The sequence below is a fragment of the Mucilaginibacter mallensis genome, assembly GCF_900105165.1.
GTDB lineage: Bacteria > Bacteroidota > Bacteroidia > Sphingobacteriales > Sphingobacteriaceae > Mucilaginibacter > Mucilaginibacter mallensis.
The window spans coordinates 1,887,281-1,909,456 of the sequence record NZ_LT629740.1; the positions used below are offsets into that span (position 1 = coordinate 1,887,281).

Annotated in this window: 16 protein-coding genes; 10 read left to right on the plus strand and 6 right to left on the minus strand. The window is 41.3% G+C overall.

Annotated features, from left to right (window positions below; translation table 11 throughout):
- Window positions 1-277 precede the first annotated feature (277 nt).
- Window positions 278-736, minus strand: coding sequence for a hypothetical protein (locus BLU33_RS07680; protein ID WP_091370926.1), 459 nt, complete (start codon window positions 734-736; stop codon window positions 278-280).
- A 325-nt stretch (window positions 737-1,061) separates the two neighbouring features.
- Here BLU33_RS07680 and BLU33_RS07685 point away from each other — a divergent pair, with 325 nt between their 5' ends.
- The 10 genes from BLU33_RS07685 to BLU33_RS07730 all read left to right on the plus strand — a co-directional run bounded on the left by BLU33_RS07685 (window position 1,062) and on the right by BLU33_RS07730 (window position 17,367).
- Window positions 1,062-1,649, plus strand: a complete 588-nt coding sequence (locus tag BLU33_RS07685; protein WP_091370929.1) for an RNA polymerase sigma-70 factor — start codon at window positions 1,062-1,064, stop codon at window positions 1,647-1,649.
- A gap of 78 nt (window positions 1,650-1,727) precedes the next feature.
- Window positions 1,728-2,729: a FecR family protein gene (locus tag BLU33_RS07690; protein WP_091370931.1), complete on the plus strand. Its 1,002-nt coding sequence runs from the start codon at window positions 1,728-1,730 to the stop codon at window positions 2,727-2,729.
- Window positions 2,730-2,963: 234 nt separating this feature from the next.
- Window positions 2,964-6,395, plus strand: a complete 3,432-nt coding sequence (locus tag BLU33_RS07695) for a TonB-dependent receptor domain-containing protein (RefSeq protein ID WP_232009416.1) — start codon at window positions 2,964-2,966, stop codon at window positions 6,393-6,395.
- Window positions 6,396-6,401: 6 nt separating this feature from the next.
- Window positions 6,402-8,255, plus strand: coding sequence for a hypothetical protein (locus BLU33_RS07700; protein WP_157682071.1), 1,854 nt, complete (start codon window positions 6,402-6,404; stop codon window positions 8,253-8,255).
- Window positions 8,256-8,301: 46 nt separating this feature from the next.
- On the plus strand, window positions 8,302-9,546 hold the full coding sequence (locus BLU33_RS07705; RefSeq protein WP_091370937.1) for a hypothetical protein: 1,245 nt from the start codon (window positions 8,302-8,304) through the stop codon (window positions 9,544-9,546).
- Window positions 9,547-9,553: 7 nt separating this feature from the next.
- Window positions 9,554-10,630, plus strand: a complete 1,077-nt coding sequence (locus BLU33_RS07710) for a fasciclin domain-containing protein (protein ID WP_157682073.1) — start codon at window positions 9,554-9,556, stop codon at window positions 10,628-10,630.
- A 16-nt stretch (window positions 10,631-10,646) separates the two neighbouring features.
- On the plus strand, window positions 10,647-11,897 hold the full coding sequence (locus BLU33_RS07715; RefSeq protein WP_157682074.1) for a fasciclin domain-containing protein: 1,251 nt from the start codon (window positions 10,647-10,649) through the stop codon (window positions 11,895-11,897).
- An 8-nt stretch (window positions 11,898-11,905) separates the two neighbouring features.
- Complete coding sequence (locus tag BLU33_RS07720; RefSeq protein ID WP_091370943.1) at window positions 11,906-12,970, plus strand: fasciclin domain-containing protein; 1,065 nt, start codon at window positions 11,906-11,908, stop codon at window positions 12,968-12,970.
- 41 nt (window positions 12,971-13,011) lie between these two features.
- Window positions 13,012-13,983, plus strand: a complete 972-nt coding sequence (locus tag BLU33_RS07725; protein WP_172829225.1) for a fasciclin domain-containing protein — start codon at window positions 13,012-13,014, stop codon at window positions 13,981-13,983.
- Between the two features lie 84 nt (window positions 13,984-14,067).
- A complete protein-coding gene (locus tag BLU33_RS07730) occupies window positions 14,068-17,367 on the plus strand; it encodes a TonB-dependent receptor (RefSeq protein ID WP_091370947.1) in 3,300 nt (1,099 codons plus the stop codon).
- 858 nt (window positions 17,368-18,225) lie between these two features.
- On the opposite strand, the gene BLU33_RS07740 is transcribed toward BLU33_RS07730, so the two are convergent.
- The 5 genes from BLU33_RS07740 to BLU33_RS07760 form a co-directional block, all read right to left on the minus strand.
- Entirely contained in the window at window positions 18,226-18,633 is a 408-nt protein-coding gene (locus BLU33_RS07740) for a hypothetical protein (RefSeq protein ID WP_091370953.1), read from the minus strand.
- 160 nt (window positions 18,634-18,793) lie between these two features.
- Entirely contained in the window at window positions 18,794-19,546 is a 753-nt protein-coding gene (locus BLU33_RS07745) for an isocitrate lyase/PEP mutase family protein (protein WP_091370955.1), read from the minus strand.
- 22 nt (window positions 19,547-19,568) lie between these two features.
- Window positions 19,569-20,015: an SRPBCC family protein gene (locus BLU33_RS07750; protein WP_091370958.1), complete on the minus strand. Its 447-nt coding sequence runs from the start codon at window positions 20,013-20,015 to the stop codon at window positions 19,569-19,571.
- Window positions 20,016-20,038: 23 nt separating this feature from the next.
- Window positions 20,039-20,638, minus strand: a complete 600-nt coding sequence (locus tag BLU33_RS07755; RefSeq protein ID WP_232009417.1) for an SRPBCC family protein — start codon at window positions 20,636-20,638, stop codon at window positions 20,039-20,041.
- Between the two features lie 433 nt (window positions 20,639-21,071).
- A complete protein-coding gene (locus BLU33_RS07760; protein ID WP_157682075.1) occupies window positions 21,072-22,028 on the minus strand; it encodes an alpha/beta hydrolase in 957 nt (318 codons plus the stop codon).
- Between the last annotated feature and the right edge of the window lie 148 nt (window positions 22,029-22,176).

The window sequence follows — 22,176 nt, forward strand, 5'->3', positions numbered from 1 at the left end:
TCCCATAAACACATTTAATCATTTCAAAAACAGCCTACCGGAGATATTGGAGGAAGAAATATCACGGGCATCTATTCGGCTCAAATTGCATAACAGCCCGCAAACTGACGAAGAACGCAGATTATACCAAGAAGAACTGGACAGGCTTAGTGCTTTAAAGTATATCAGCCAGTTAAGAAAGAAAAGGAAAATTAGGCTGGGGCGATTTCCGACAAAAAGTTGAACTGACAATTTTATGAATATAGCCCGTTAGTTATTACCCGTTTCAGCGGGCAAGCTATTTATTATACTTATATTTCGCGCCCTCTTTCACAGCATGTATCTTTTTATCTTTTAGCAATGCACTCAATTTATTCGCTACCGCTTTATCTACCTTTTTAGCATCCGCATTAAGTTCCTGTTCCAATATTTTCTTTACTATGTCCTCACGAAAGGCCGCCCCTTGCGTCAAAGCAGTATTGATCTTATCTTCCAAACTGACTTGAATGGGTGCAGTTTTTTTAGCCTTAGCAGTAGATTTACCGGCAGACTTGCGGGAAGTCTTTTCCTTTTTATCCGCTTGGGCAATTGTTGATTTTATAATCTTCCTTTCCTTCTTTTTCAGCTTTACCTCATCAATTTCATGTATACCTTTTAAGGTTTCCAGCGCGATTTGGGTTTTGCGAAGTTCTTTTTTCAGTTGTTCAATTTTATCTTCTAAAAATTCAACAATGTCCTGCTCGGTAATTTTTGCCATAAGTAGTTAATGATTGGTAAAACGCTAAGTTATTGATTAACAAATATATAAGCCAATATGCCAAATTAACGAGCTGTAAAATAAAGTAATAATAGGTTGATCTAACACTAATCTAAACAAAGCACATTTGCATCTTATTTATTGAACTTGCAAAACATTCTTTATTCAGTAGATAAGATCAGTTCATAGTTAAAAATTAAGGAGACTTGCAGGAGCCTTTTTTAAATGTCTGTAACAAAATTATCGGGTTGTTAACAATTGATTAATACGCTCTTAATGTATTTATGTTTTCTCGCCCCTACTTTTGCAGCAAAGGATATTCCTTATGGAATTTAAAAATTTACCAGACCATATTCTTATTCATGAATGCCGGATTGGTAATGCCAAAGCCTTTGATATACTATTTGAGCGCTATTTTAATAAGCTACATTTCTTTTCTCTAAAATATCTAAAAGATCGCGCTTTAGCTGAAGAAATGGTTATGGATATAATGGTTAAACTTTGGGAAAAAAAGGAAGCTTTTACAACTGAAGTATCCATCGGGCCTTATCTTTTCAGGTCCATGAAAAATGCAATTGTTGATCATTATCGAAAAAAAGGCTTTAAAACTGTTCTTTTAGAACAATCCCATGAAAAGCTATCGATGAGCAATTCGGCCGAAAACAACCTTGCTTTTGAGGAATTACACAAAATCTATCACACAAATTTAGAGAAACTTAGTCCGCAACGACGCCGGGTGTTTGAGATGAGCCGTCATGAAAATATGACCTATCCTGAAATTGCCAGACACCTAAACCTATCTGTTAAAACAGTTGAAAGTCATATATCAGCCTCTCTGGTCCATCTACGTAAAAGCTTGAACATTTATACTGATGTTCTTTTAGTAATTATTCCGCTTATTTACTTTTTTTAAAATATTTCATTTTCTATTCAGGGTGCTTTTCAATTTTTGCGTATTCTCTTATGAAAGCCATTTAGTGCTTGCCATAAGGTGAATAAAGAACTGTTAAAAAGATATTTTCAAAATACCTGTTCTCCTGAAGAATTAGAAGAGGTAAATTATTTTCTTAGCCACCCGGAATCAGGAAAGATTATACAAGAGGTGCTTGATGAGGAATGGGCCACATTTGAAACGCCCAAATTGGATGAAAAAGAGCTTGCTAATTATCGCCTGCGTTTTTTAGCCGAGCGGAATGAGAAACTTAACCCCAAAAAGATCAACCCTCTTTGGAGGAAACATTGGCTAAAATATGCGGCAATATTCTTATTAGCCACTGGTTTTGGCTCTTATTCAATATTGCGGAATCATAATAGTCAGACCAATAAAGTGGTGTTTTTGGAAAGTAAAAACCCTAATGGACAACGTTCTATTGTTACGTTACCGGACAGCACAATTGTTTACTTAGGCGCAGGCAGTAAACTTAAATTTCCTGAGAGTTTTACAGGAAATACGAGGGAAATAGCCTTGGAGGGTGAAGCTTTTTTCCAGGTAAAGAAAGATCATAAACATCCCTTTATTATTCATACCGGTTCCATTCAAACCAAAGTTTTAGGCACATCCTTTAAAATAGAAGCATTCAAAGGGCATTTATTTACCGTAAGCGTTGCAACTGGCAAAGTGAGGGTTGATCAAAACGTTGCATTACCAACAAAGCACCTTAATTCCCTTGCTGTACTTATACCCGGTCAGAAAGTAACCTATAATGCGGTTACGAATAAAGCAAGTACAAGCACAGTTTCAATAGATGATCTTCAGCAATGGAAGTTGGGTAACTTGGTTTTCAATAAGGAAAGGATGGATGAAGTCGCCGCAGTTCTTGAACGGTATTATGATGTCAGCATACAAATTTCAAGTAAGGAAATAAACGCATATCGGGTTAATACATCTTTTAAGGCGGATGAATCAGTGGGCAAAGTGTTACAGATATTAAGCGCCACAGCAAACTTCAACTATAATATTCAAGGTAAACAGATTACAATAAAAAGGAGATAAATGAAATAAAAAAGTATAAAAAGCAAGTAAAAAGAAACGCCCTGCGGAAACAGGGCGAAACTTAAAATTTGGTTCCAATAAGCCTACAGTTTTCGACGCGGTGTGCTTAAGGAAAATACCTGAATAAAATTATTCAGGCAGCTAACAGAATAATTCCTCTGAAAGAGGACCAACCGTTAAACATCCAAAAATATGCAAAAAGGTTTACACCTGCATTCTTGTATTCGATTTATTATGAAAGTATCCCTTATCCTGCTTATGGTACAACTCACCTTAACAGGGATGCTCTATGCCACAACTGCCCGCAGTCAGGACATATCAAGAATCAAAATTACGCTTCGCCTCGATAATGCCGATCTGAAACAAAGCTTTTTAGCATTACAACAAAAAAGCGGCATCCGTTTTTCATTTGGTGAAAATCTTGTAGAAAGTAATCCTAAAAGGATTAACGTGGATTTTAATGAAATTTCATTAGAAGAGGCGGTAAAACAGATTTTGACTAACACTACCTTAAGATATAAGTTAGTAAATGATTTTATAGTCATTGAAACGAAGCCCATCCCCCCGCCGCCCGGCATCATAGAAGGGGTCGTCTATGATGCCAAAACAAAGGAAACCCTAATAAGTGCGGTGATTATTGTAGCTGGCAGGTCTTATCCGACAGATGTTAATGGGCATTACAGAATATCCCTGCAACCAGGATTGTATGACCTGGAAATAAGATATATCGGGTATGAATCAAAAAAGATACCTGACGTAACGGTAAAGCAATCAACAACAACTACACTAGACATCTTCTTACAAGCTTCAGCCACCTCACTGAATGAGGTGAGGGTAGAGGCAAGAAGAAGAGCAGCCAATGAAACTATACTATTGAATGACCGTAAGAACTCCGCTGTTGTTTCAGATGCGATATCGGCACAGAATATTGAGAAAACAGCTAGTATCACTACCACACAGGCATTGCAAAGGGTTACCGGTGTTACCATTACGGATGATAAATATGTGGCGATAAGGGGACTGGGCGACCGTAGTGTAATTGCCGAATTGAATGGTGCCCGTTTATCATCTGCAAACCCGGAACGCAGTGCAGTACCGCTCGATCTTGTACCGGCAGCATTATTGGATAACATAACCGTTTATAAAACATTGAGCCCTGATAGGCCCGCCGACGCATCGGCAGGGATGATCGAGCTTAAAACCAAATCGGTACCCGAATCATTGGTGCTGGAATTTACCGCGCAATCCGGTTTTAACTCTACTGTTGGATTAGGTGGCAATTATAATAGCTTTTACAACAGCGACCTTGGCTTTTTTGGTCAAAACGTAAGTAAGCATGACCTTAGCCCTGATTTTATTAACCTGGCAAAACAATATCCGGGGGGATTAACGGAAATCCAAAACCTGTTTATCCAAAGCCGTAATAGTCCGGAACAAACTATTGAAGCATTAAGGGTCAGCAAGATCATGCAGAGTTTTGACCCTATACTTACGACCCAGAATAAACAAGCTGATCCAAACCAGGTTTATACCCTATCTTTTGGTAACTCTTACAAAATATTTCATGGTCATACCTTAGGTGTGATTGTCAGTGCCAATTATTACCAGCGCACAACAGATATTTATAATGGAGAACGAAACCAGTACAGCCTGTTTCAGGGAGTGGTTACCGGTTCGCCGACAATATTTAACCCACTCCACATTCCTAACTTTATATCGCCAGCTGCTCCCCGTTTGGACAATTACTTGAGCTATAAAGAAAATACGGGAACAGAAACTATAAATTATGGAGGCTTGATCGGTCTTACTTATCAGTTCAATAGTCGCAATGAAATTCAGGCGCAGTTTTTAGGCAGCCGCGGTGCTGAATCACAAGGTAGCAACCTTAACGGTTCCTGGCAAAATACAGGCCTGAACTTTCCGGTCTATAACACCATTAATCAGCTTCGGACTACCTACCGGACATTTAATACTTACAATATACAAGGAGAACACAAGTTTTTGGATAAAGATTGGTCGCCGAAACTTAGCTACAATTTAAGTACTTCAAAAAGTACCCAGAATGACCCTGACTTTCGCTCTACCGATCTGGCCGATTATCGTACACAGCGGTTCGTCGACCCGAACGGGGTAGGTATAGGGTCAGATACTTACAGCTTTGTCAGCGGTTTAGTGCATGGAGTAGGAAATGATTATAGCAGTATTATTGTTGCCGATCCTAACGGTCGTCAGTACCGAAATTTAGATGAAACCAATTATAATGCCAAGGCCGATCTGAGCCAGCCATTTAAAATCGGGAAATTAAGCCAGCTGTTTAAATTTGGTTTCAACTATTTAAAAAGAAGCAGGGATTATACGGAACAGATCCTGGGTTTACCCGGTTCTAATTTAGGCGGAGGTGGTGCCCAGCTACTAAACAGCGCAAATGGCAACCTTAACCAATTGGTTTCGCCAAGCAATATAGGTTTACAGGATCCGTCACAGTATGATAATGCAGGACAGTCGAGAGTTGGTGGCTTTTTATACCAGATACAGAAGTCGCCTAATAATTATACCGGCTCTTATGAAACGCGTGCCTTTTATGGAATGCTGGATGCTCATATTACTGAAACGCTCCGAATTACCGGTGGCGTGCGTTTTGAGTCCACTGATATAAGAGCGCATGTAGATACAACAGGTGTATACGTTCCACCTAATTTAAATGCACTCAGCGGGCTGCCCAATCAATCCGTAAAATACAGCACCAGCCAGCCCAATACCAGCTATGTGCAAAATTACAAGCCTTATTATTCAGTAAACTTAACCTACTCGAAAATAAAGGACATGAATTTCAGGCTGGCCTACAGTACTTCACTGGCCCGGCCTGAATTACGGGAACTTACCAATATTTACGAATTTGATCCTTTCCAATTTGCTGTTGTTGGTGGTAACCCTAATCTGGTTAACCAACTAACCAAAAGTGCAGATTTCAGGTGGGAATGGTTTACAGGGCCAGGTGAAGTTTTATCGGCATCAGCATTCACTAAAACCATTGATAATTCATTAGAAAAAGTATTTACCTATACATCACAGGGTAATCAATCTACAGCGCCTGAATTCCCGCTGATAATCTATGAAAATGATCCAAATGTGGGTAGGGTATATGGTGTGGAGCTGGAAGCCCGTAAGGATTTGGGTAAAACGTGGGACCCGCTTAAATATCTGTTTATTGGTTCTAATTTATTATTGGATGAGAGTACGATAGATAAAAATCCTGCACGTTTAGCTGCTTCGCGCATTAATGACAGGCACTCACCAGCTACAAGCCCCGTATTTGAGCAAGCGCCTTATTCCATTAATGCTTACCTGGATTATGCGAACACCGCCACTGGTACGGATATAACCACAAGCTTTAACATGGTTGGCGCAAGACTGATCCAGGTACAGTTGGATGGGACCCCTGATCTTTATGACCGGCCAACACCTACACTTGACCTGGTGTTCAGCCAGAAATTAGGCAAAAAATGGATAGTGAAAGGTTTTGCTAAAAATATTTTGGACCCACCCTACAAGGAGGTATATACCAACCCAGGTAATGATGGCAAATATTACGGCAATGAATATATCTACAGCATGTACCATAAAGGCGCTGAATTTTCACTGGGGCTTACCTATAAATTATTCTAAAAAGATATGAAAAGAACATTAACTCATAAACCAGCTTATTGCAGCATGTTTTTGTTGCTGTTATTTACCATACTTACAAATAGCTGTAAAAAAGAGAACCTATATGGCACCATTCCATTATTGAACGTTGCCGATAAATCTGCATCTGCCATCCGGTTATATAATTTTGATGACCCCACTGATGTGACCGTAAACAGCATCCCGCTTACTGCTTATGCAAATCCTAATACGCCTACAACAGGTACAGCACTGGGCTTATCAATTTTCCCTACCGGGATCTGGACAAACGGGGATGATGGAAGTCCTTTCGTTGTGCCTAACAGCTTGTTAGATAAGGATGGGAAAGCTCACTTTACTATGCTGATTCAATCTACTATTACATCTGGTTCTGTAGGTGAGCAATCAACAATAGACACAACAATCATGAATAATGCAGCGCAACCGCAAGATTATTATTTGATGCCGAATGGCCATTTTAAAGTTGTTAACCGCGACAATGTGCCCCCAACCAACTCCCAGAACTTTAAAATAAGGGTCATTAATCTAGGGAGTAACGTTTATGGCGACCCGTCGGGCTTGAATATAAAGGGCCCTGTTTCTCTCACGTATGCCGATGGCAGCCCGGTTAGCCCGGCATTAAATAATGTGGCCCAGGGTGCAGCGTCGGGTTATGTGGAATTGCCATACAGGGCATACCAGTTTAAGCTGTTTATTGCCAACGGCGCAATAGACGTGACCAGGCAGTTAGCTGAAATTCCCAGTTCGGCTTATTACATACCGGGCAATTTTGGGCCGCTGCCACAGGAAGGCCTTATACCAAGGGTGCGCACATTTAAACCAGGTGGGGTTTACAGCATCATTGTATCTGAAAATATTCAGCCTTTGTACAGAGATGTTAATAGATTTACTTCAGGGATGCCTATAAATTCATACCGGGTAATTACTGAACTTGACCCGGGTGTTAACAGCACTTATGCCGCAATGCAGGCGGTTAACGCAATACCCGGTAAACAGTTAACCATCAATGTAGATGGCCAGCCTTTGGGCGGGCCGCTTCCATACGCCGGTTCGGTTGCCTCTAATACCGCGCAACAAGCTCCATACCAGATCTATGTACAGGGAACCCATCATATCCAGGCAAAAGATCAAAGTGGCAATGTGTTGGCGGAGAAAGATATACAGCTTTTTCCTTATGACAATTATACCATTTGGGCCTATGATCAGCCTGATGGCAAACCCGCCCTGTTATTTGAAGCGAACGATATGACGGGTACCCTTTATTTAAGCCAATCCAGTCAGAGCGGATATGTTGCACCCGACGATGGCACCAACGGTACCCTGCGCAGGGGGCAATATAATTATGCCTTAGAAAGCCGGTTCCTTAACCTAAACCCTGATCTTCCCTATGCTACCTTTACCAATGATAATCAATTGTTTTTACCGGCTGTAGCAACTTCAGGGATATATCAGGGAGATACGATCCGTTTTTTCAGTGCATATGTAAACCTGGCGCCCGGCGCCATGCCTCCCAATAATTCATCCATCTTATATTCATTACCATTTGTTTCACCTGCTGCTACCGGTGTCCCGTTCGGCAATTCGGAAAAAGGCATAGTCCCTCAATTAATCCGGGTATATCAATCAAAACCCGGGGATAAACCGGAGGTGCCAGGGTTATTATTAACTACCGTTGCGCCAATTAATGTATTGCAGGCCTTTATAGCCAATCCTGCTTTGTATACAGCTCCCCAATTTAAAACGGCAGAAACGGGAATCTATACGGTGGCACTGGTAGGGGCGATCAATGCATCGGGAACAACTGACAAAGCCAAACTGATCGTCATTAAACATAATAAGTAAGCATCTTATGAAAATATATAAACTAAGTTTTCTTTTACTGTCTTTTATGGCTTTTATCGCTGGATGCAAGAAGTATGCTATAATTCCTTCATTAAAAGACCCCGCGTATATCCGGGTATTTAATGACTTAAATAACCCGGTTGATGTTTTTCATAGTCAGCAGGCGGCACCGTTCTTAACTTTTTTAATGGACCCAAAAACCGACGGCGCCGGTATCCCCAATGATGCAGCCGTTATTGGCGATGCTTTAGGCACCAGGCAATTATTCAGTTTATCGTATCCCATAAATGAAGCTAACAGTTCTACAGGCGGCCAGCTTATAGGGTATGTAAATGGTAGCTATATCCTTGAGCCACCGGTGTTATATCCCGTAAATCATGAGTATCCCGGCAATGCGCCGGTACTTTCCGCTTCGTTTATAAATGGTTTTGATCTTTCTGCATGGGCGCAAGCGCCATCCGGTAAACACCGTATCATGTTTGTGGTAAGGCCCCAGAATGCTGTTGGTTTTAAAGATCTCTCAACGGCCCAACGAGGGAATATTTTATTGGACACCACCGTAAATTTTGAGAAAGGAGAAGTTTACACACTGGAAGTAATTTCCCGGGACCTGGACAATAATAAATACGGCTTATACATCCGTCAGGAACAATTTATTCATCAGTCATTTCAGGCTGATAAGGTCTATGTCGGTTTTACCAATCTTTCAGGCAAAACACCTATAGCGGGGCAATATGGTTCAGGGTTTTTCTTTTGGGATAAAATAAACATCAACTATTCTTACAATATCTTAAATGATGCTATCTCCAACGCCACGTATTTTTCATATAACCCATATCTGGGATACGATAATAATTATTATACCACTTTAAATACTAAAATGGATACTGACATCCCATACCTGACCCTGCCTTTGCTACCTGAAAGTTCATTTTTTTACCAGGCCCTGATTCGCACCTACAGTCCCGTTCCTTTAAATAACCCAGCTAATTATCAGGGCTCGCTTCCCTATTTCAGTTTCGCGCTGAGTAATGCTGATTCCCCGGTTTCTAATCCAAATACATTTCCTGTCGAAACGTTTCGACTAGACTGTAGTGCAGATCCGAATACCATCAATAATTATGATACGAGAAATTCTTCCGTGACAAACTATACGCCTAATCTTAACCTGGTTGTAAATACAGGTAACACTTACCATGTATACGGCACATTGAATATTATGGAGATAGTTTATGACCGGGTGTACCTGATGCAGGTCCAACGGGGCTTTAATGAGATACCTAAAAATTAAACGATCAATGAAAAATAGCTATTTATTAATTGCCGGCGTATTATTATTAGGTATGCAGGCGGCCTGTGTTAAAGAACCAGAAGCCATATCATCACAGGCAACAGGCAGCCGGCCGCTGCTAACCATTTTAAAGAATAACTTCTCTTACAGTATGTTTTATACGGCGCTGGAACGTACTGGATTGGATAAAACACTGGGGGGCAAAGGCCCGTTTACTGTATTGGCACCTGACAACGATGCCTTTACTTTGTCGGGGATTAATGCTGACAGCCTTTCCCGTATTGATACTGCCACATTAAAAAAAATAATCAGTTATCATATTATACCGGCAAGTATCTCATACGCGTCCATTCCGCAAACTATTGACTTTGCTTATAAAAGCCTGGCCGGTCAGCTGGTTTATTTTTCAGTACCCATTCCTGGGCCTCAGCAAACCCAATATGTAGGCAACCAAATTCTACATATTAATGGTGTAACGGTTAATAAATTGGATATAGCAGCCAGCAATGGATATATCATGGATCTCAGTAAGGTATTAAACTATCCCGCAGCATCTGTAAAGGCGTATTTGGAGAGCACACCACAATACAGCTATTTTGTGCAGGCGCTCAAGCAATTCGGACTGTTTAACATGCTTGACAAGCCGGGGCCTTTTGTTGTATTGGCTCCTACCAACAATGATTTTATACAGAATGGGATAGATCAGGCGGCAATTGCAAATTTAGATACACTTACCTATAAAAAATTCTTATTCAGTGCAGATATATTATCGCCGCAATTATTTTTTTTAAGCGATTTTTTTGATGCACCCCTTCAGCCAACTTTTCCTGCTTATGTAACTCCCGACGTTTTGCTGCTGTTTACCGCCGACCGTTATAACGGTGTTAGCTATGGAGTAGTGCCATATAATTATATAGCTATTCAAGCTAATCCTTTCCCCCCTGATTATGGAGACCCATATCTTTATGACGCAACCTATGCGCCAATAGGCTTCAGCGACCCTGACCATCTGGCTGTAAATGGAGTTGTACACGGGACAAGCGATTTACCCGTCTTGCCTGATAGCGCTAAAATTCATCGATAATATTCAAACTGATTTTATGAAAAAGAAATTATTACAAACAAATATATTGCTTGCAATTTTCGGGTTAAGCTTTTCCATGCTGCTCGGCGGGTGTTTAAAGCCATCAGACGGTGAAATTGTAAAAGCTGTCCCTCTCCCCTTTAAAGGACAGAATATGGCGAAAACGCTGGCTGGAGAAAGCTCTTTAACCTTATTTTACCAGGCATTTAACAGGCTGGCGCTTGCTTCGGTTATAACGCCAAATACCGGGTTTACCATATTTGCACCTACAGATTCAGCCATGAAGGCAGCAGGGCTAGATGCTGCGGGTATTACGAAGCTTCCTATAGATTCCCTGCGTAAGCTGATCATGTATCATATTGCAAACGGGGTTTATGATGATAACGCGCTTACAAGCAGTATAACCAGCAAACAGGTAACAACCTTACAGCAAGACACCGTATCCGACATACACGGATTTGGGTCGGTAGTTGTGCCGCCCTTATTTATTAAAGAAGATAAGGTATTGTATTTAAATGGCATAGCCGTTGTAAAAAGCAAGCCTGCAATTCAGACATCGAACGGGTATATATATCCGATCAATAGCCTGATTACCGGTATTCCATCAAGAACCTTATATGATGTTATTAAGTCGGACCCGGATTTAACCTTATATAACCAGGCCCTGATCATTGCTGACAGTATACGTGATGTCGCGACCGGTTTTCCAGACCCTTTTTTAGACGATGTAGCTACTTTTAGTAATCCAATAAAGTTCTCGATTTACGGAAATAATTATGCAAGCTTTTATCCAACCGTACTGGCACCTACAAATAAGGCATTTAACGATGCCGGCTTTTATACGGTAAATGATATCAGGCAGTTTGCACTGCGCTCACAAACAGGCTACGGTGCTGATTATCCAGCATTTAATTTTTCGCCGGTAGATAGCGTATTGAAACATCATATCCTTTATAACTATAACGTTGCTCAAGGCGATCCAAGCACATTTGTAGGTATTATAAGGATATTTTATAATGACCTGCTCGATCCTGCTATTAACAATGGTGTTTACAATAATTACTTGGGGCCGGGTTTGGGGTATGCAACGCCCTTAACTTTTTCAGCCAGCAACGGCGCGGTAAATATTAAATGGAACAGCGACCCGGCATCACCACTTGTTGTATTGCCCCTTGATGTCTCCGCGCTACATCCTGTGAATAATTTTATTGCCTCGAACGGGGCTTTATATAAGATTGATAAACTTTTTTACCCCATAGTGAAATAATCATACTAATGATGAATATAAAACATAGGAACAATAATCGATGTAAATTCTTTAAACAGGGGATTTGCGCGGTGTTATTTATTTTGGCTATAAACGGCTGCAAAAAAGATAATCAGATTGTTAAAACCCCGGATGCGGGAAGCGGAAGCACGATAGATTTTGTATTGAATGATAACTTTAGTTTAAATGTTGTGTATGCCGGATTGCAATATGCCGGTTTGATTGATACGCTTGCCAAGCCCGGCCCATATACTTTCCTGGCCTCTGATAATAATGCTTTTTTAATGGAGGGTGTTACCCAGTATGGCTTTTACTATTTTGGTAGCGTGGGTCGTGTTCAAAATATTATGCGTTACTGCATCCTGAACGGAAACATTTCGTTTAAAAGTCTTCCATTGGTTCAAAACAAACCCTTTTTAACACATGGAGGTGGAAATGTTTATGTTACCAAATATTTGAATGGCAGCGATACTATAGTTACCGTTAATGGATTAATATTGAGCAGTATAGACAATCGGGCATCCAATGGGCTGATCCAGGTGCTGCCACAAGTCATGAACCCGGAAATATATCAGAAGCTGGTTGATCATATCCATAACGATACAACGCTCACCATGTTTTCCGCTGCTTTACAGCGCTGCAAGCTTGATGTTTCACTATTATCCGGCAGTGATGAGTATACACTGCTGGCCCCTTCAAATACAGCTTTTTATAAGTCAGGTCAACTCGGCAAGGATTTGGGAATAAGCACATTGGATAGTATCCTTACCGCTGATCCTGTAAAGCTGACCGCATTTTTAAAATATCACATCATTAAGGGTCGGTATTTCGAAGGTGATCTGTACCGGAATATGCAAGCAGATCCAACAGGCATCGTCATGCTGGACGGGGGAAAGGTAGTTATCGGAGGATATCCAAGCGGTTTTCACGCTATCACTTTTTTAGGGAGTGGTAATAATGGCATCCCATCTCAGATTCCTACCCCAGTATTTTATGATGGAACTATTAATTACGCTGATATTCCGTGTGGCAACGGGGTGATCCATATTATTAACCAGGTACTTATTCCTTAAATGCTTTTTATATGGGAACAAAATATAAATATCAAAAAAAAATGAAAATAAACAACCGATGCCGTATCATCATTGTTTCGTTGTTTCTGCCTCTTTTCTTCTTAATATCCTGTAAGAAAGAAAATGCGAATCAATTTAATCAGGCAAAACAAACGGTTTTTCAATACATCAGTACCAGTAAAAGTCTAGGCCTTTATCAGGCAGCGCTAAAAAGAGCAGGAATGTATAATGCGGAAACGTTTAGTACTGGTGGCCCATTTACGGTATTTGCCCCGGTGGATTCAGCATTTATCAATGCCGGCCTTACACTGGATAGCATCAATAAGTATGATCCTCAGGCATTAGCATTGGTGCTTAAATATGATATAACTTTTGGCAAAATCAGCGCTGCCAGCTTGGTAGGATTTTATGCGGAGGATGTACAATCCCAAAACCCAACGTTTAAACCAAGAATTACTAAAAACTATTACGGGATCTTTTTTGATGGTATCCCGTTGGTAGCCGGTTCAAGTATGGATTTGGGTGATGGTGCTTTACATGAATTAAAAAGAATGCCGTTCCCGCCGACGACTGACATATTTGATCTGATCAACAAGTCGCCTGATCTTACCTTTTTCGCAGCAGCTCTTAAGCATATTGGTTATGATGCCATGTTTTCGGTACCGCCACCTCCCAATCCCTATATTACCGGTGATGCTGCACTTTATTATACACTTTTTGCCCCTACTAATGAAGCCTACAAAAAATTCGGCTACCCTGATATTGCGGCAATCTATGCAGATGCCCCCTCTAATTTGCAATACTATATAGACACCTATATTATTCCCGGTAAGGTTTTTACTTCAGCTTTTATTGGTGGATATGCACTTGCTGGAGCTAACTATTATGTACAGGCTGATGGTTTCTCAATTTTTGCCATTGGAAATGTAGGACTTACTCATATTATACACCCGGACATAGTGGCGACCAATGGTGTAATCCATATTGTCGATCAGGTAATCGTATCCCATTAGGAAGTACACTTAATTAATCAATGCTTACAAGTTGTTAAAATAATAGAAAAAGTCAGATAGCAATATTGCTAAAACCAAATAGAGATGAAAAAGATATACGCTATGAAATACTTCATACTGGCTGGCCTTTGCCTGATAATTTGTTTTGCGGGCCAAAAAACAAGCGCCCAGGAAACAAGTGGCGGCTTGCGCGGGCAGGTGCTGGATGCCACGAACCAGCCATTACCAGGGGTAACGGTAACGGCAGTGCACACGGCTTCCGGTACCAAATACGCTACGGCGACAGGTAACGATGGCCGTTATAACCTGCCGGGTTTAAGGGTAGGCGGACCCTATACTATAGAAGTAAAGTTCTTGAGTATGAACACAGAAACAAGAATGATCCAGCAGATCAGTTTGGGTGAGCCGTTAACGCTGAACTTCGTGCTCACAGATAATACAAAAACTCTAAACGAGGTAGTGGTCAAAAGCTCAAAAAGCGGTCCCAAGGCCAACAACTACGGAACCGGCCAAAACATCTCCAATAATCAGATAAATAACCAGCCTACGATTAACCGGAGCATAACAGATATAACCAAAATGGTGCCGCAGGGCTCAAAGGATAATTCATTTGCCGGTACTAATTTCCGGTACAATAACGTAACTATTGATGGCGCCATCAACAACGATGCAATTGGTTTCAGTCCATCGGCAGGTGGCCAAACAGGTTCATCGGGTATGCCGGGTTCTTCTACCCGCACCAATCCTATTTCACTGGATGCCATTCAGGACATCCAGGTTTATATCGCCCCCTATGATGTAAAGATTGGCAACTTTACCGGTGGAAGTATCAACGCTGTAACCCGTTCGGGCACCAACGAGGTGCAAGGTTCGGTTTATAGCTTTGGAAGTGCTGCTGCGCTGGTGGGCCCGGATAATACCGGAACTGAACTGAACAGCAAGCTGCCTTCGGCTTATTATAATTACCAGACCGGTTTTCGTTTGGGTTTTCCGCTGATCAAAAATAAATTGTTCTTTTTTACCAATGAAGAGATCACGAGGCGACAGGATCCCGTGCTGGAAGTTGCAGGCAGCCCGGCAACCGCTGGTATCCTGAGTGCAGCAGATGCGCAAAAGATCATTGATTACTCCATCAAAAATTACAACTTCGATCCAGGTACGGCCGGGCAATTCAATACTTATTCCAACTCTACCAAGTTTTTCAATCGCCTGGACTGGAATATTGATGATAAAAGCCAGTTTACAATCCGGAATAATTATATTCTTTCGGATGCCTTAAACATGGAAAGAGATCAGTTTGACTTTCGTTTCGGCAGCATCGCCTACAAACAAAACAATAATCAAAACTCTACGGTTGCCGAGCTGAAGACCAGGTTCAGCAATAACTTTTCCAACAGTGCAGTGGTGGGTTATACTAATATTCATGATTACCGCACACCAACAAGTGATCCTTCATTCCCGCAGGTACAGATCGTGGGTAATACACCGGGGGCCACTATCTTCTTTGGTACAGATCGTGAAGCCTCTATCTTCAATATGAAGCAAAGTACTTTTGAATTGACGGATAACCTGGTTTGGAATTTGGGCAAGCATACCCTTACCGTAGGTACGCATAATGAATTCTACAAGATTAATTACGGCTTTGTGAATGCATGGAACGGAAGGGTGACTTATCAGAGTATAGATGACTTTTTAAATAGTGACCCGGAGCGGGTGCAAGGCAGCTATAATTATACCAATAACAGCCGGAATTACATATTAGCCAACCCTGGGGCGGTATTCAATGTGAACTTTTATAGCACCTATATACAGGATGAGATACAGGTAACCGATAAGTTTAGATTTACCCCCGGATTAAGGTTTGATTACCAACAGGTACCAACCAAACAGATATTGAGCGTAAAATCACAGAATTCCTTTACCGATCCTAATTTTGGCACCACCTATACCTATACACCATTAAACCAGATCACCGGTAATTATCTTGGTGCAGTGCAGATCTCTCCCAGGATTGGCTTCCGTTATGATGCCAGGGGCGACCAAAGCCTGGTACTGCGCGGCGGTTTGGGTATGTTCACCTCAAGGATACCATTCGCCTGGTTAGGCTACGCCTTTTATAATAACGGTAATACATATGGCGCCTATGACCAGAAAACAGACGGCACGCCGCCTTATGCATTTAACGGGAATCCCTTGAGTCATACGCCGGGCACAGGTATCGGCAGCTTCGCGGGGGGGAACGGACAAGTCATTAATGATGTTAACGCTGGTAAAACTCAGGTAGACGCGATTGATAATAATTTCAAGATGCCAAAAGTGCTGAGGGGCAGTTTGGCGCTCGATTATAAAGATCCGAACGGGTTTAAGTACACGGTAGAAGGTATCTACACCAAAACCATCCATGACATTGTTTTTAAGCAGATAAACTTAACGGATAACCCAACTTATTATGCTTATGATACCGCGGCTACGCAAAGAAAGCAGCCGATCTTTCCCGGTCAAAATCCAAGAAATCCTCAATTTGCGAACGTATACGAAATGTCCAACACCTCGCAGGGATACCGTTACAGCATCACCGGGCAGATAGCCAAAAACTTTGATAATGGCTTTGTGTTTTCAGCAGCTTACACTTATGGAGAATCAAAAGATGTATCAAACGGGATCAGGAACTCTTTTGAATCCAATTGGCAGCTCAACCAGGCGCTGAACCCTAACAACCCGCAACTGGCCAATTCCAATTTTGATATCCGTAACCGGATCGTTGCAAGTGCGAATTATCGTAAAGCCTGGAATAAAGTATGGGTAAGTAATTTTACTTTATTTGTGACAGCTCAATCCGGCAGCCCTTTTACTTATGGTTTTGTGAATTATAACCCGCAAAATACACCGCAACAGGTAGGCTTGGCTTACATTCCGGCAAAAGGAGAGACCATTAATTTCTTCGCAGCAACGTCAACGCAAACCGCACAGCAGCAGGCTGATGCATTTGATAAATTTATCGATGGTAATTCCTATTTAAGTTCCAGAAGGGGAGGTTTTACCGAGCGAAATGCTGCCAGAACGCCATGGAATAATGATGCCGACTTTCATTTTGCGCAGGATATCAACTTGAATAAGGAAAAAGAGCCATCTAAATGGCACACGCTTACCTTTAGTATCGATATCACTAATCTGACCAACCTGATCGACAAGAACTGGGGTAAAGTTTATTTCTCACCAAATACTTATAATTCTACTGCCAGCGTGGGTCTTGTGCCTTACATTCCGGCGAGGTCATCACAGGGTTACCCGCTGTATCAGTTCATTAATCCGGGCTTGCCCTATTCCGTTGACCCGCTGGCTTCCAGGTGGCAGATGCAGATCGGTGCCAGGTATACCTTTTAAATCCATGTACCTTCAATGTTACAAATATGTAGCAGAGTGTTCTTGACCAAATCGAAAAATAGCCTTGAATTAACTATTGTATATCGAAAACAACGATTTTGCCTCATAGCTAGAAGGTTATCTTGAGAGACTCATAATCTTCTACTCTAAATTCAAGTTATTCGCTTCTATGAATTTCTACAAATGAACATTCAATAGTTTTGTGGTTCGAGTTTGCACCATAAACGTCCTCAAATTCGAGCTATTTTTTGTAAATCAGCTATAAACTGGTTCGAAATTAGACCAATGATCACCCTTCATGGGACGAAATCATTTTTTGATGATTTTTGTCCCATTTTTTTTGCCCGTAACTCTTTGTTTTTCAGATAAATCAATTGTGCTCTTGGTTCATCTCAAGAGTTCGATGTATTATCCCATCGTAGGTTATTTTTTCTGGAAACAGCATCCCTTCTAGGTATCTTTTATCATTTACGTCAGATTTTTCATATAATTTGTTAATATGAATTAATATTTCAACTGCTTGTTTTACAATGAGTTTGACTGGAAAAGCTATTGAGTTTTGTAAAATTAATTAATTCAACCGCAGTTCTAATCTTTTAATTTTTTCAGTCCATTCTGTTTTTATTTTTCGAAAGTCATCTGCCTCGATATCATTATTTATCATTAATTGGCAAACGTAGTTGGATATTCCGGGCGGCTTGACCATGTGATTCCGTGCTTTAAGTTCAGGTATTTGTGTAAGATAAATCACTAAATTGATTTTGCGCGCAAGGGTATTAGTATGATCAAAGTGTTTTGGAATTATATTTTTGATATTCCGGAATGAGGAGATCAATGACTCCGGAAGCTCCATTTCTACTATTGTTTTTTTAATTTATAAGTATAAACGTTTTGGCTAGCATCTGTTTTTGATAAAAATATACTGTCTCCTTTTATAACGTATGTATAGGAGCCATTCAGCACAGCAGTAGTGACTACGCTAGTATTATCAGGAAATATTTCCGTATTCGTAAAGGTTGCCGTCTCGCCATTAATTAGGTAGTTTCCTTTGCCTGTTGTCAGTGTCGAGGAACTTGTTAAAGAATTGAATTGTCCCGATTGCAGGGAAACTACAACGCTATCTCTTAAAGTCCAGCCGCTTTGGTTACTCGCAAGAAATTTACCCGAGTAATCTCCATCAAAAATTGCTTTTCCATTGTTGTCTTTTTTGCATCCGCTAACACTAAGCAATAGCAGTAAAATAAAAAATAATCCTTTTGGTTTCATAATTGTGTTTTTTATTATTTCGAATTAGGTACAAACATTGTTACATGAACGAAACGGTTAAATAAAACTATATTTCTGTTGATCAGACCCCAATTTAAAACGAACGATGACCCTATCCGGATTGCTTGTCTTTATATAGTTAACCGTTCTTTGATTAAACTTAAGATGCGGAAAATAATCCCGACAGGGAATTTTCTGCTTTAATGGTAGTTAAAATGCCTTCGATCTTTTTGTACCCGGCTGAAAATAAGATGCCGGCCATACTGATCCTTTTAACACCGAGATCTGCCAGGCTCCCGATCGACAGCTGCTTTGAAGCGCCTACCAGATTAACCGGCAGAGAGGTCGCCAAAACGATCTGCCTGATCAGGTCAGTATCCTGTATCCCAGTGACAAATAAACCATCTGCACCGGCGTCCTTGTACAGCTCCGCTCTGCGGATAGTGGTCTCCAGCGGACTGTCCAGATTTTGCAGAAAGCCATCGGTTCGGGCATTGATAAATAGCTTCTGACCAGTTTTTAATAAATAGTTTTTGATGGAAGAGAGCTTCCTCAAGTATAATTCTTCACCCTGGTTGTCTTCCATATTGATGCCGACAGCGCCAATATCAATGAGCTGTTGGACATGCTCATTCAAAAGGGTAAGATCATCTGTATAGCCCCTTTCAAAGTCTACTGATAGAGGGAGGCCGGTCGCTGCTTTGATACGCGAAATGATATAAAGCATTTCAGCAAAAGGCATTTGCTCACCATCCGGGTAGCCCATTGAGGCGGCTATGGCACCGCTCGAAGTGGCTACGACTTCAAACCCTGATTTTTCTATGATCTGTGCGCTTTTGGCATTCCAGGCATTAGCAATTATCAGCGGCTTTTTCTGCTGATGTAACTGATAAAATGTTTCGTAATTATTCATAACTTCCTGAGTCTTTTGAACTTCACCCTAAAAGAATTACTTCGCCTTTACCTGTTGTAATCAAGCTAAATAAACCCTGCCGGACAAGCTGGGTCCATGCGCCTGAACAGGCGTCGAAACACTCAATTTCGGGAACTAAGCCGATGTGCGAAAAACGGAGTTCAGTTTTGCCGTCCTTCTTTGTAATTTCAAAACTGATCTTTGTCCCGGTCCATTCATTAATATCTTCGGTGTAATTGATAATGCTGTCAGTAACCAGCCATACCACTTTCTGATCAGGGATCATTTCAACTACTCGCTGCTTTGAAAAATGAATTTCTTTATAACGATAAGTGAACTCGTCGTTCAGCTTGGCTGGACTGCCTTCAATCTCGCCCGACCACCAGTTTTGCGGTTGATTTACTGCATTAAAAACTTCTTTAGGGCTTTGGTCTACCAGTAGGGTAGTTGTAAAATTGTGTGTTTTCATTTTAATTTCCAGGTTGATATTTATTAATTAATTTTCCACTTTGCTGCCAGTTCGGCATTAAATCCATCTTTGTCTTTAGGGTTAGGTTGTCCCTTGCCAGTAATAATTAAACTGTAAAGGCTGTGCTTGATATAATTTCCCCAGGCATCATAGCAAACTTTATAGCATTCGTATTCCGGCACCAGGCCTTCATGGGTGAACTTTACTTTGGTTTTACCCCCTTCGGAAGAGATATCGAAGATCAGTTTAGTGCCGATCCATTCGCTCTTGTCTTTGGTGAAGCTGAAATGATTATCTAAAACTTTGTAAACCAATTTTTTATCCGGAATTATTTCTATTAGCTTCAGTTTGCATAAATGAATGTCTTTATAGTGGTAGACGAAAACTCCGCCCAATTGGTCCGTTTTTCCTTCGATCTCTTCAGACCACCAGCCACGAAAATTTTTAATGGCATCAAATGCTGTTTTCGAATCTTGATCGACCAGAATGGTGGCCGTATAATTTTGCTTTTCCATAGGATGTTGTTTTAAATTTTTTGTCTGAGGGTTAGCCGTCTGACAGTTGGCAGCATCTGCGAATAGCATGGCCGCCAATACAATTGTTGTGGATTTCATTTTCTTCATTTGATGCCTTTAATTGAGTAGCTCAATGCGTAACTTTTAAGTTACTCAAATATATAGGTAACTTTTAAGTTACGCAAATTTTATTTAAAAAATTCTGCATCCATTTAAATATAGATGCAGAATCATTTCTAAATACCTGTAATCGAGCGGTGTTTTCTGCCTGTCAGGGTATGATCTTTTTTATTTTGGGCTCATGGAGCAGGTCGTAAAACATTTGTTCGGTGTCTATATACTCATGAAAACCCAGTCGCCTGGCTTTACTGCCGTTACCGAAAAAGTCATAATCCCATGGAAAGACGCCGTCACCAAATACCCAGGCGAAAACTTCGCTATAACTGTACGCCGGCCAGATCGTTGCTTTATTTTAATATTCACCCCATCCATCATACTCCCGCTATTCAATCTCACCAGTGTGTTGTCTGTATATAAAGATTTAAGGCATCAGCACGAACGAAAGGGTTCGGCCAATAGAAGCCGGCAAAGCGGTAAGATGATCCTCATCTGCAAAAGCATGAAAACGGGCAACGTACCCCGACGTTCCTTTGATCTCCTGTAACCTCTCACCCACATCGCGGGCATTGCCAACCATGCGGTACTCAAGCATCTTCTTCTTAACAAAGATCCTGGCAATCATATTCCTAATGGGAGAAGGCACGTGCGGCATTTTTTTCATCAGTATACTGGTCATCTGTGGTGGTAGTGTAGCAGGTACATCCTGCTCCTTGTCGCCAACAAGCACCAGCACCCTTGGAGCAGCCTCTCCAGCCTCGATTTTGTATGCGAAATCGGGAATATCATTCAGTACCGAGCATTTATTCCACCAAATTGAAGGACTGGAAGCAACGAAGTTGCGGAACGAACCGGGGTGGTTAAACAGGATACCAAGCGTGAACATACCGGCAATGGAATGACCATAGAGGGTTTGGTTGTTAGCATCAACAGGGTAGCAACCGGCAATCAATGGACGTAACTCTTCAACGAGGAAGCGGTAGAAACTTTCGGAACCACCGTAGTCATCAGGGTTGACAGGGGGCAGGTCGGGCCTTTGCTGGATATTGGAGAGGGGGGTAGGCGGTGTTTGATCTCGGTAGCGCAGGCTGAATAGACTTACAGGATCGTCGGTAGGGTAACCCACACCTACCACAAGGGCAGCCACCCCTGTAAGCGCAAAGGTTGCGCTCATGGTTGCCATGATCGGAAAGGTCATATTCCCGTCGGTTGCCACTACCACCGGGTAACCCGAGGCCGGAGGAGGAGTATCAGGTTTAAATACAAAAATGCGATAGGTTCTGCCACTGATCTCCGAGGGTACATCGAATTGACTCGAACCATAAACATGGACCGGATCCTGGCCCGGAAAGGACTGGTAAGGGGAATTATTTTCAGTCATGATCTTAGCTATTAATTTGTTTGGTTTCAATCCAAAATTATGGATGTATTAAAATAATACCCCTGCAAAATCGGCCGGTCCGTTAAAAAAATCGGTAACAGAGGCAATTTGGCAGGGGATAGATAACCAATTGCTTTGTGCTGTCCAT

Bases quoted from the DNA above. Each gene is read 5' to 3' on its own strand.
- BLU33_RS07760 (WP_157682075.1), bottom strand. From the start codon at position 22,028: ATGACTGAAAATAATTCCCCTTACCAGTCCTTTCCGGGCCAGGATCCG.
- BLU33_RS07755 (WP_232009417.1), bottom strand. From the start codon at position 20,638: ATGAAGAAAATGAAATCCACAACAATTGTATTGGCGGCCATGCTATTC.
- BLU33_RS07710 (WP_157682073.1), top strand. From the start codon at position 9,554: ATGAAAAATAGCTATTTATTAATTGCCGGCGTATTATTATTAGGTATG.
- BLU33_RS07725 (WP_172829225.1), top strand. From the start codon at position 13,012: ATGAAAATAAACAACCGATGCCGTATCATCATTGTTTCGTTGTTTCTG.
- BLU33_RS07740 (WP_091370953.1), bottom strand. From the start codon at position 18,633: ATGAAACCAAAAGGATTATTTTTTATTTTACTGCTATTGCTTAGTGTT.
- BLU33_RS07730 (WP_091370947.1), top strand. From the start codon at position 14,068: ATGAAAAAGATATACGCTATGAAATACTTCATACTGGCTGGCCTTTGC.
- BLU33_RS07720 (WP_091370943.1), top strand. From the start codon at position 11,906: ATGATGAATATAAAACATAGGAACAATAATCGATGTAAATTCTTTAAA.
- BLU33_RS07700 (WP_157682071.1), top strand. From the start codon at position 6,402: ATGAAAAGAACATTAACTCATAAACCAGCTTATTGCAGCATGTTTTTG.
- BLU33_RS07705 (WP_091370937.1), top strand. From the start codon at position 8,302: ATGGCTTTTATCGCTGGATGCAAGAAGTATGCTATAATTCCTTCATTA.
- BLU33_RS07685 (WP_091370929.1), top strand. From the start codon at position 1,062: ATGGAATTTAAAAATTTACCAGACCATATTCTTATTCATGAATGCCGG.
- BLU33_RS07715 (WP_157682074.1), top strand. From the start codon at position 10,647: ATGAAAAAGAAATTATTACAAACAAATATATTGCTTGCAATTTTCGGG.
- BLU33_RS07750 (WP_091370958.1), bottom strand. From the start codon at position 20,015: ATGAAAACACACAATTTTACAACTACCCTACTGGTAGACCAAAGCCCT.
- BLU33_RS07695 (WP_232009416.1), top strand. From the start codon at position 2,964: ATGAAAGTATCCCTTATCCTGCTTATGGTACAACTCACCTTAACAGGG.
- BLU33_RS07680 (WP_091370926.1), bottom strand. From the start codon at position 736: ATGGCAAAAATTACCGAGCAGGACATTGTTGAATTTTTAGAAGATAAA.
- BLU33_RS07745 (WP_091370955.1), bottom strand. From the start codon at position 19,546: ATGAATAATTACGAAACATTTTATCAGTTACATCAGCAGAAAAAGCCG.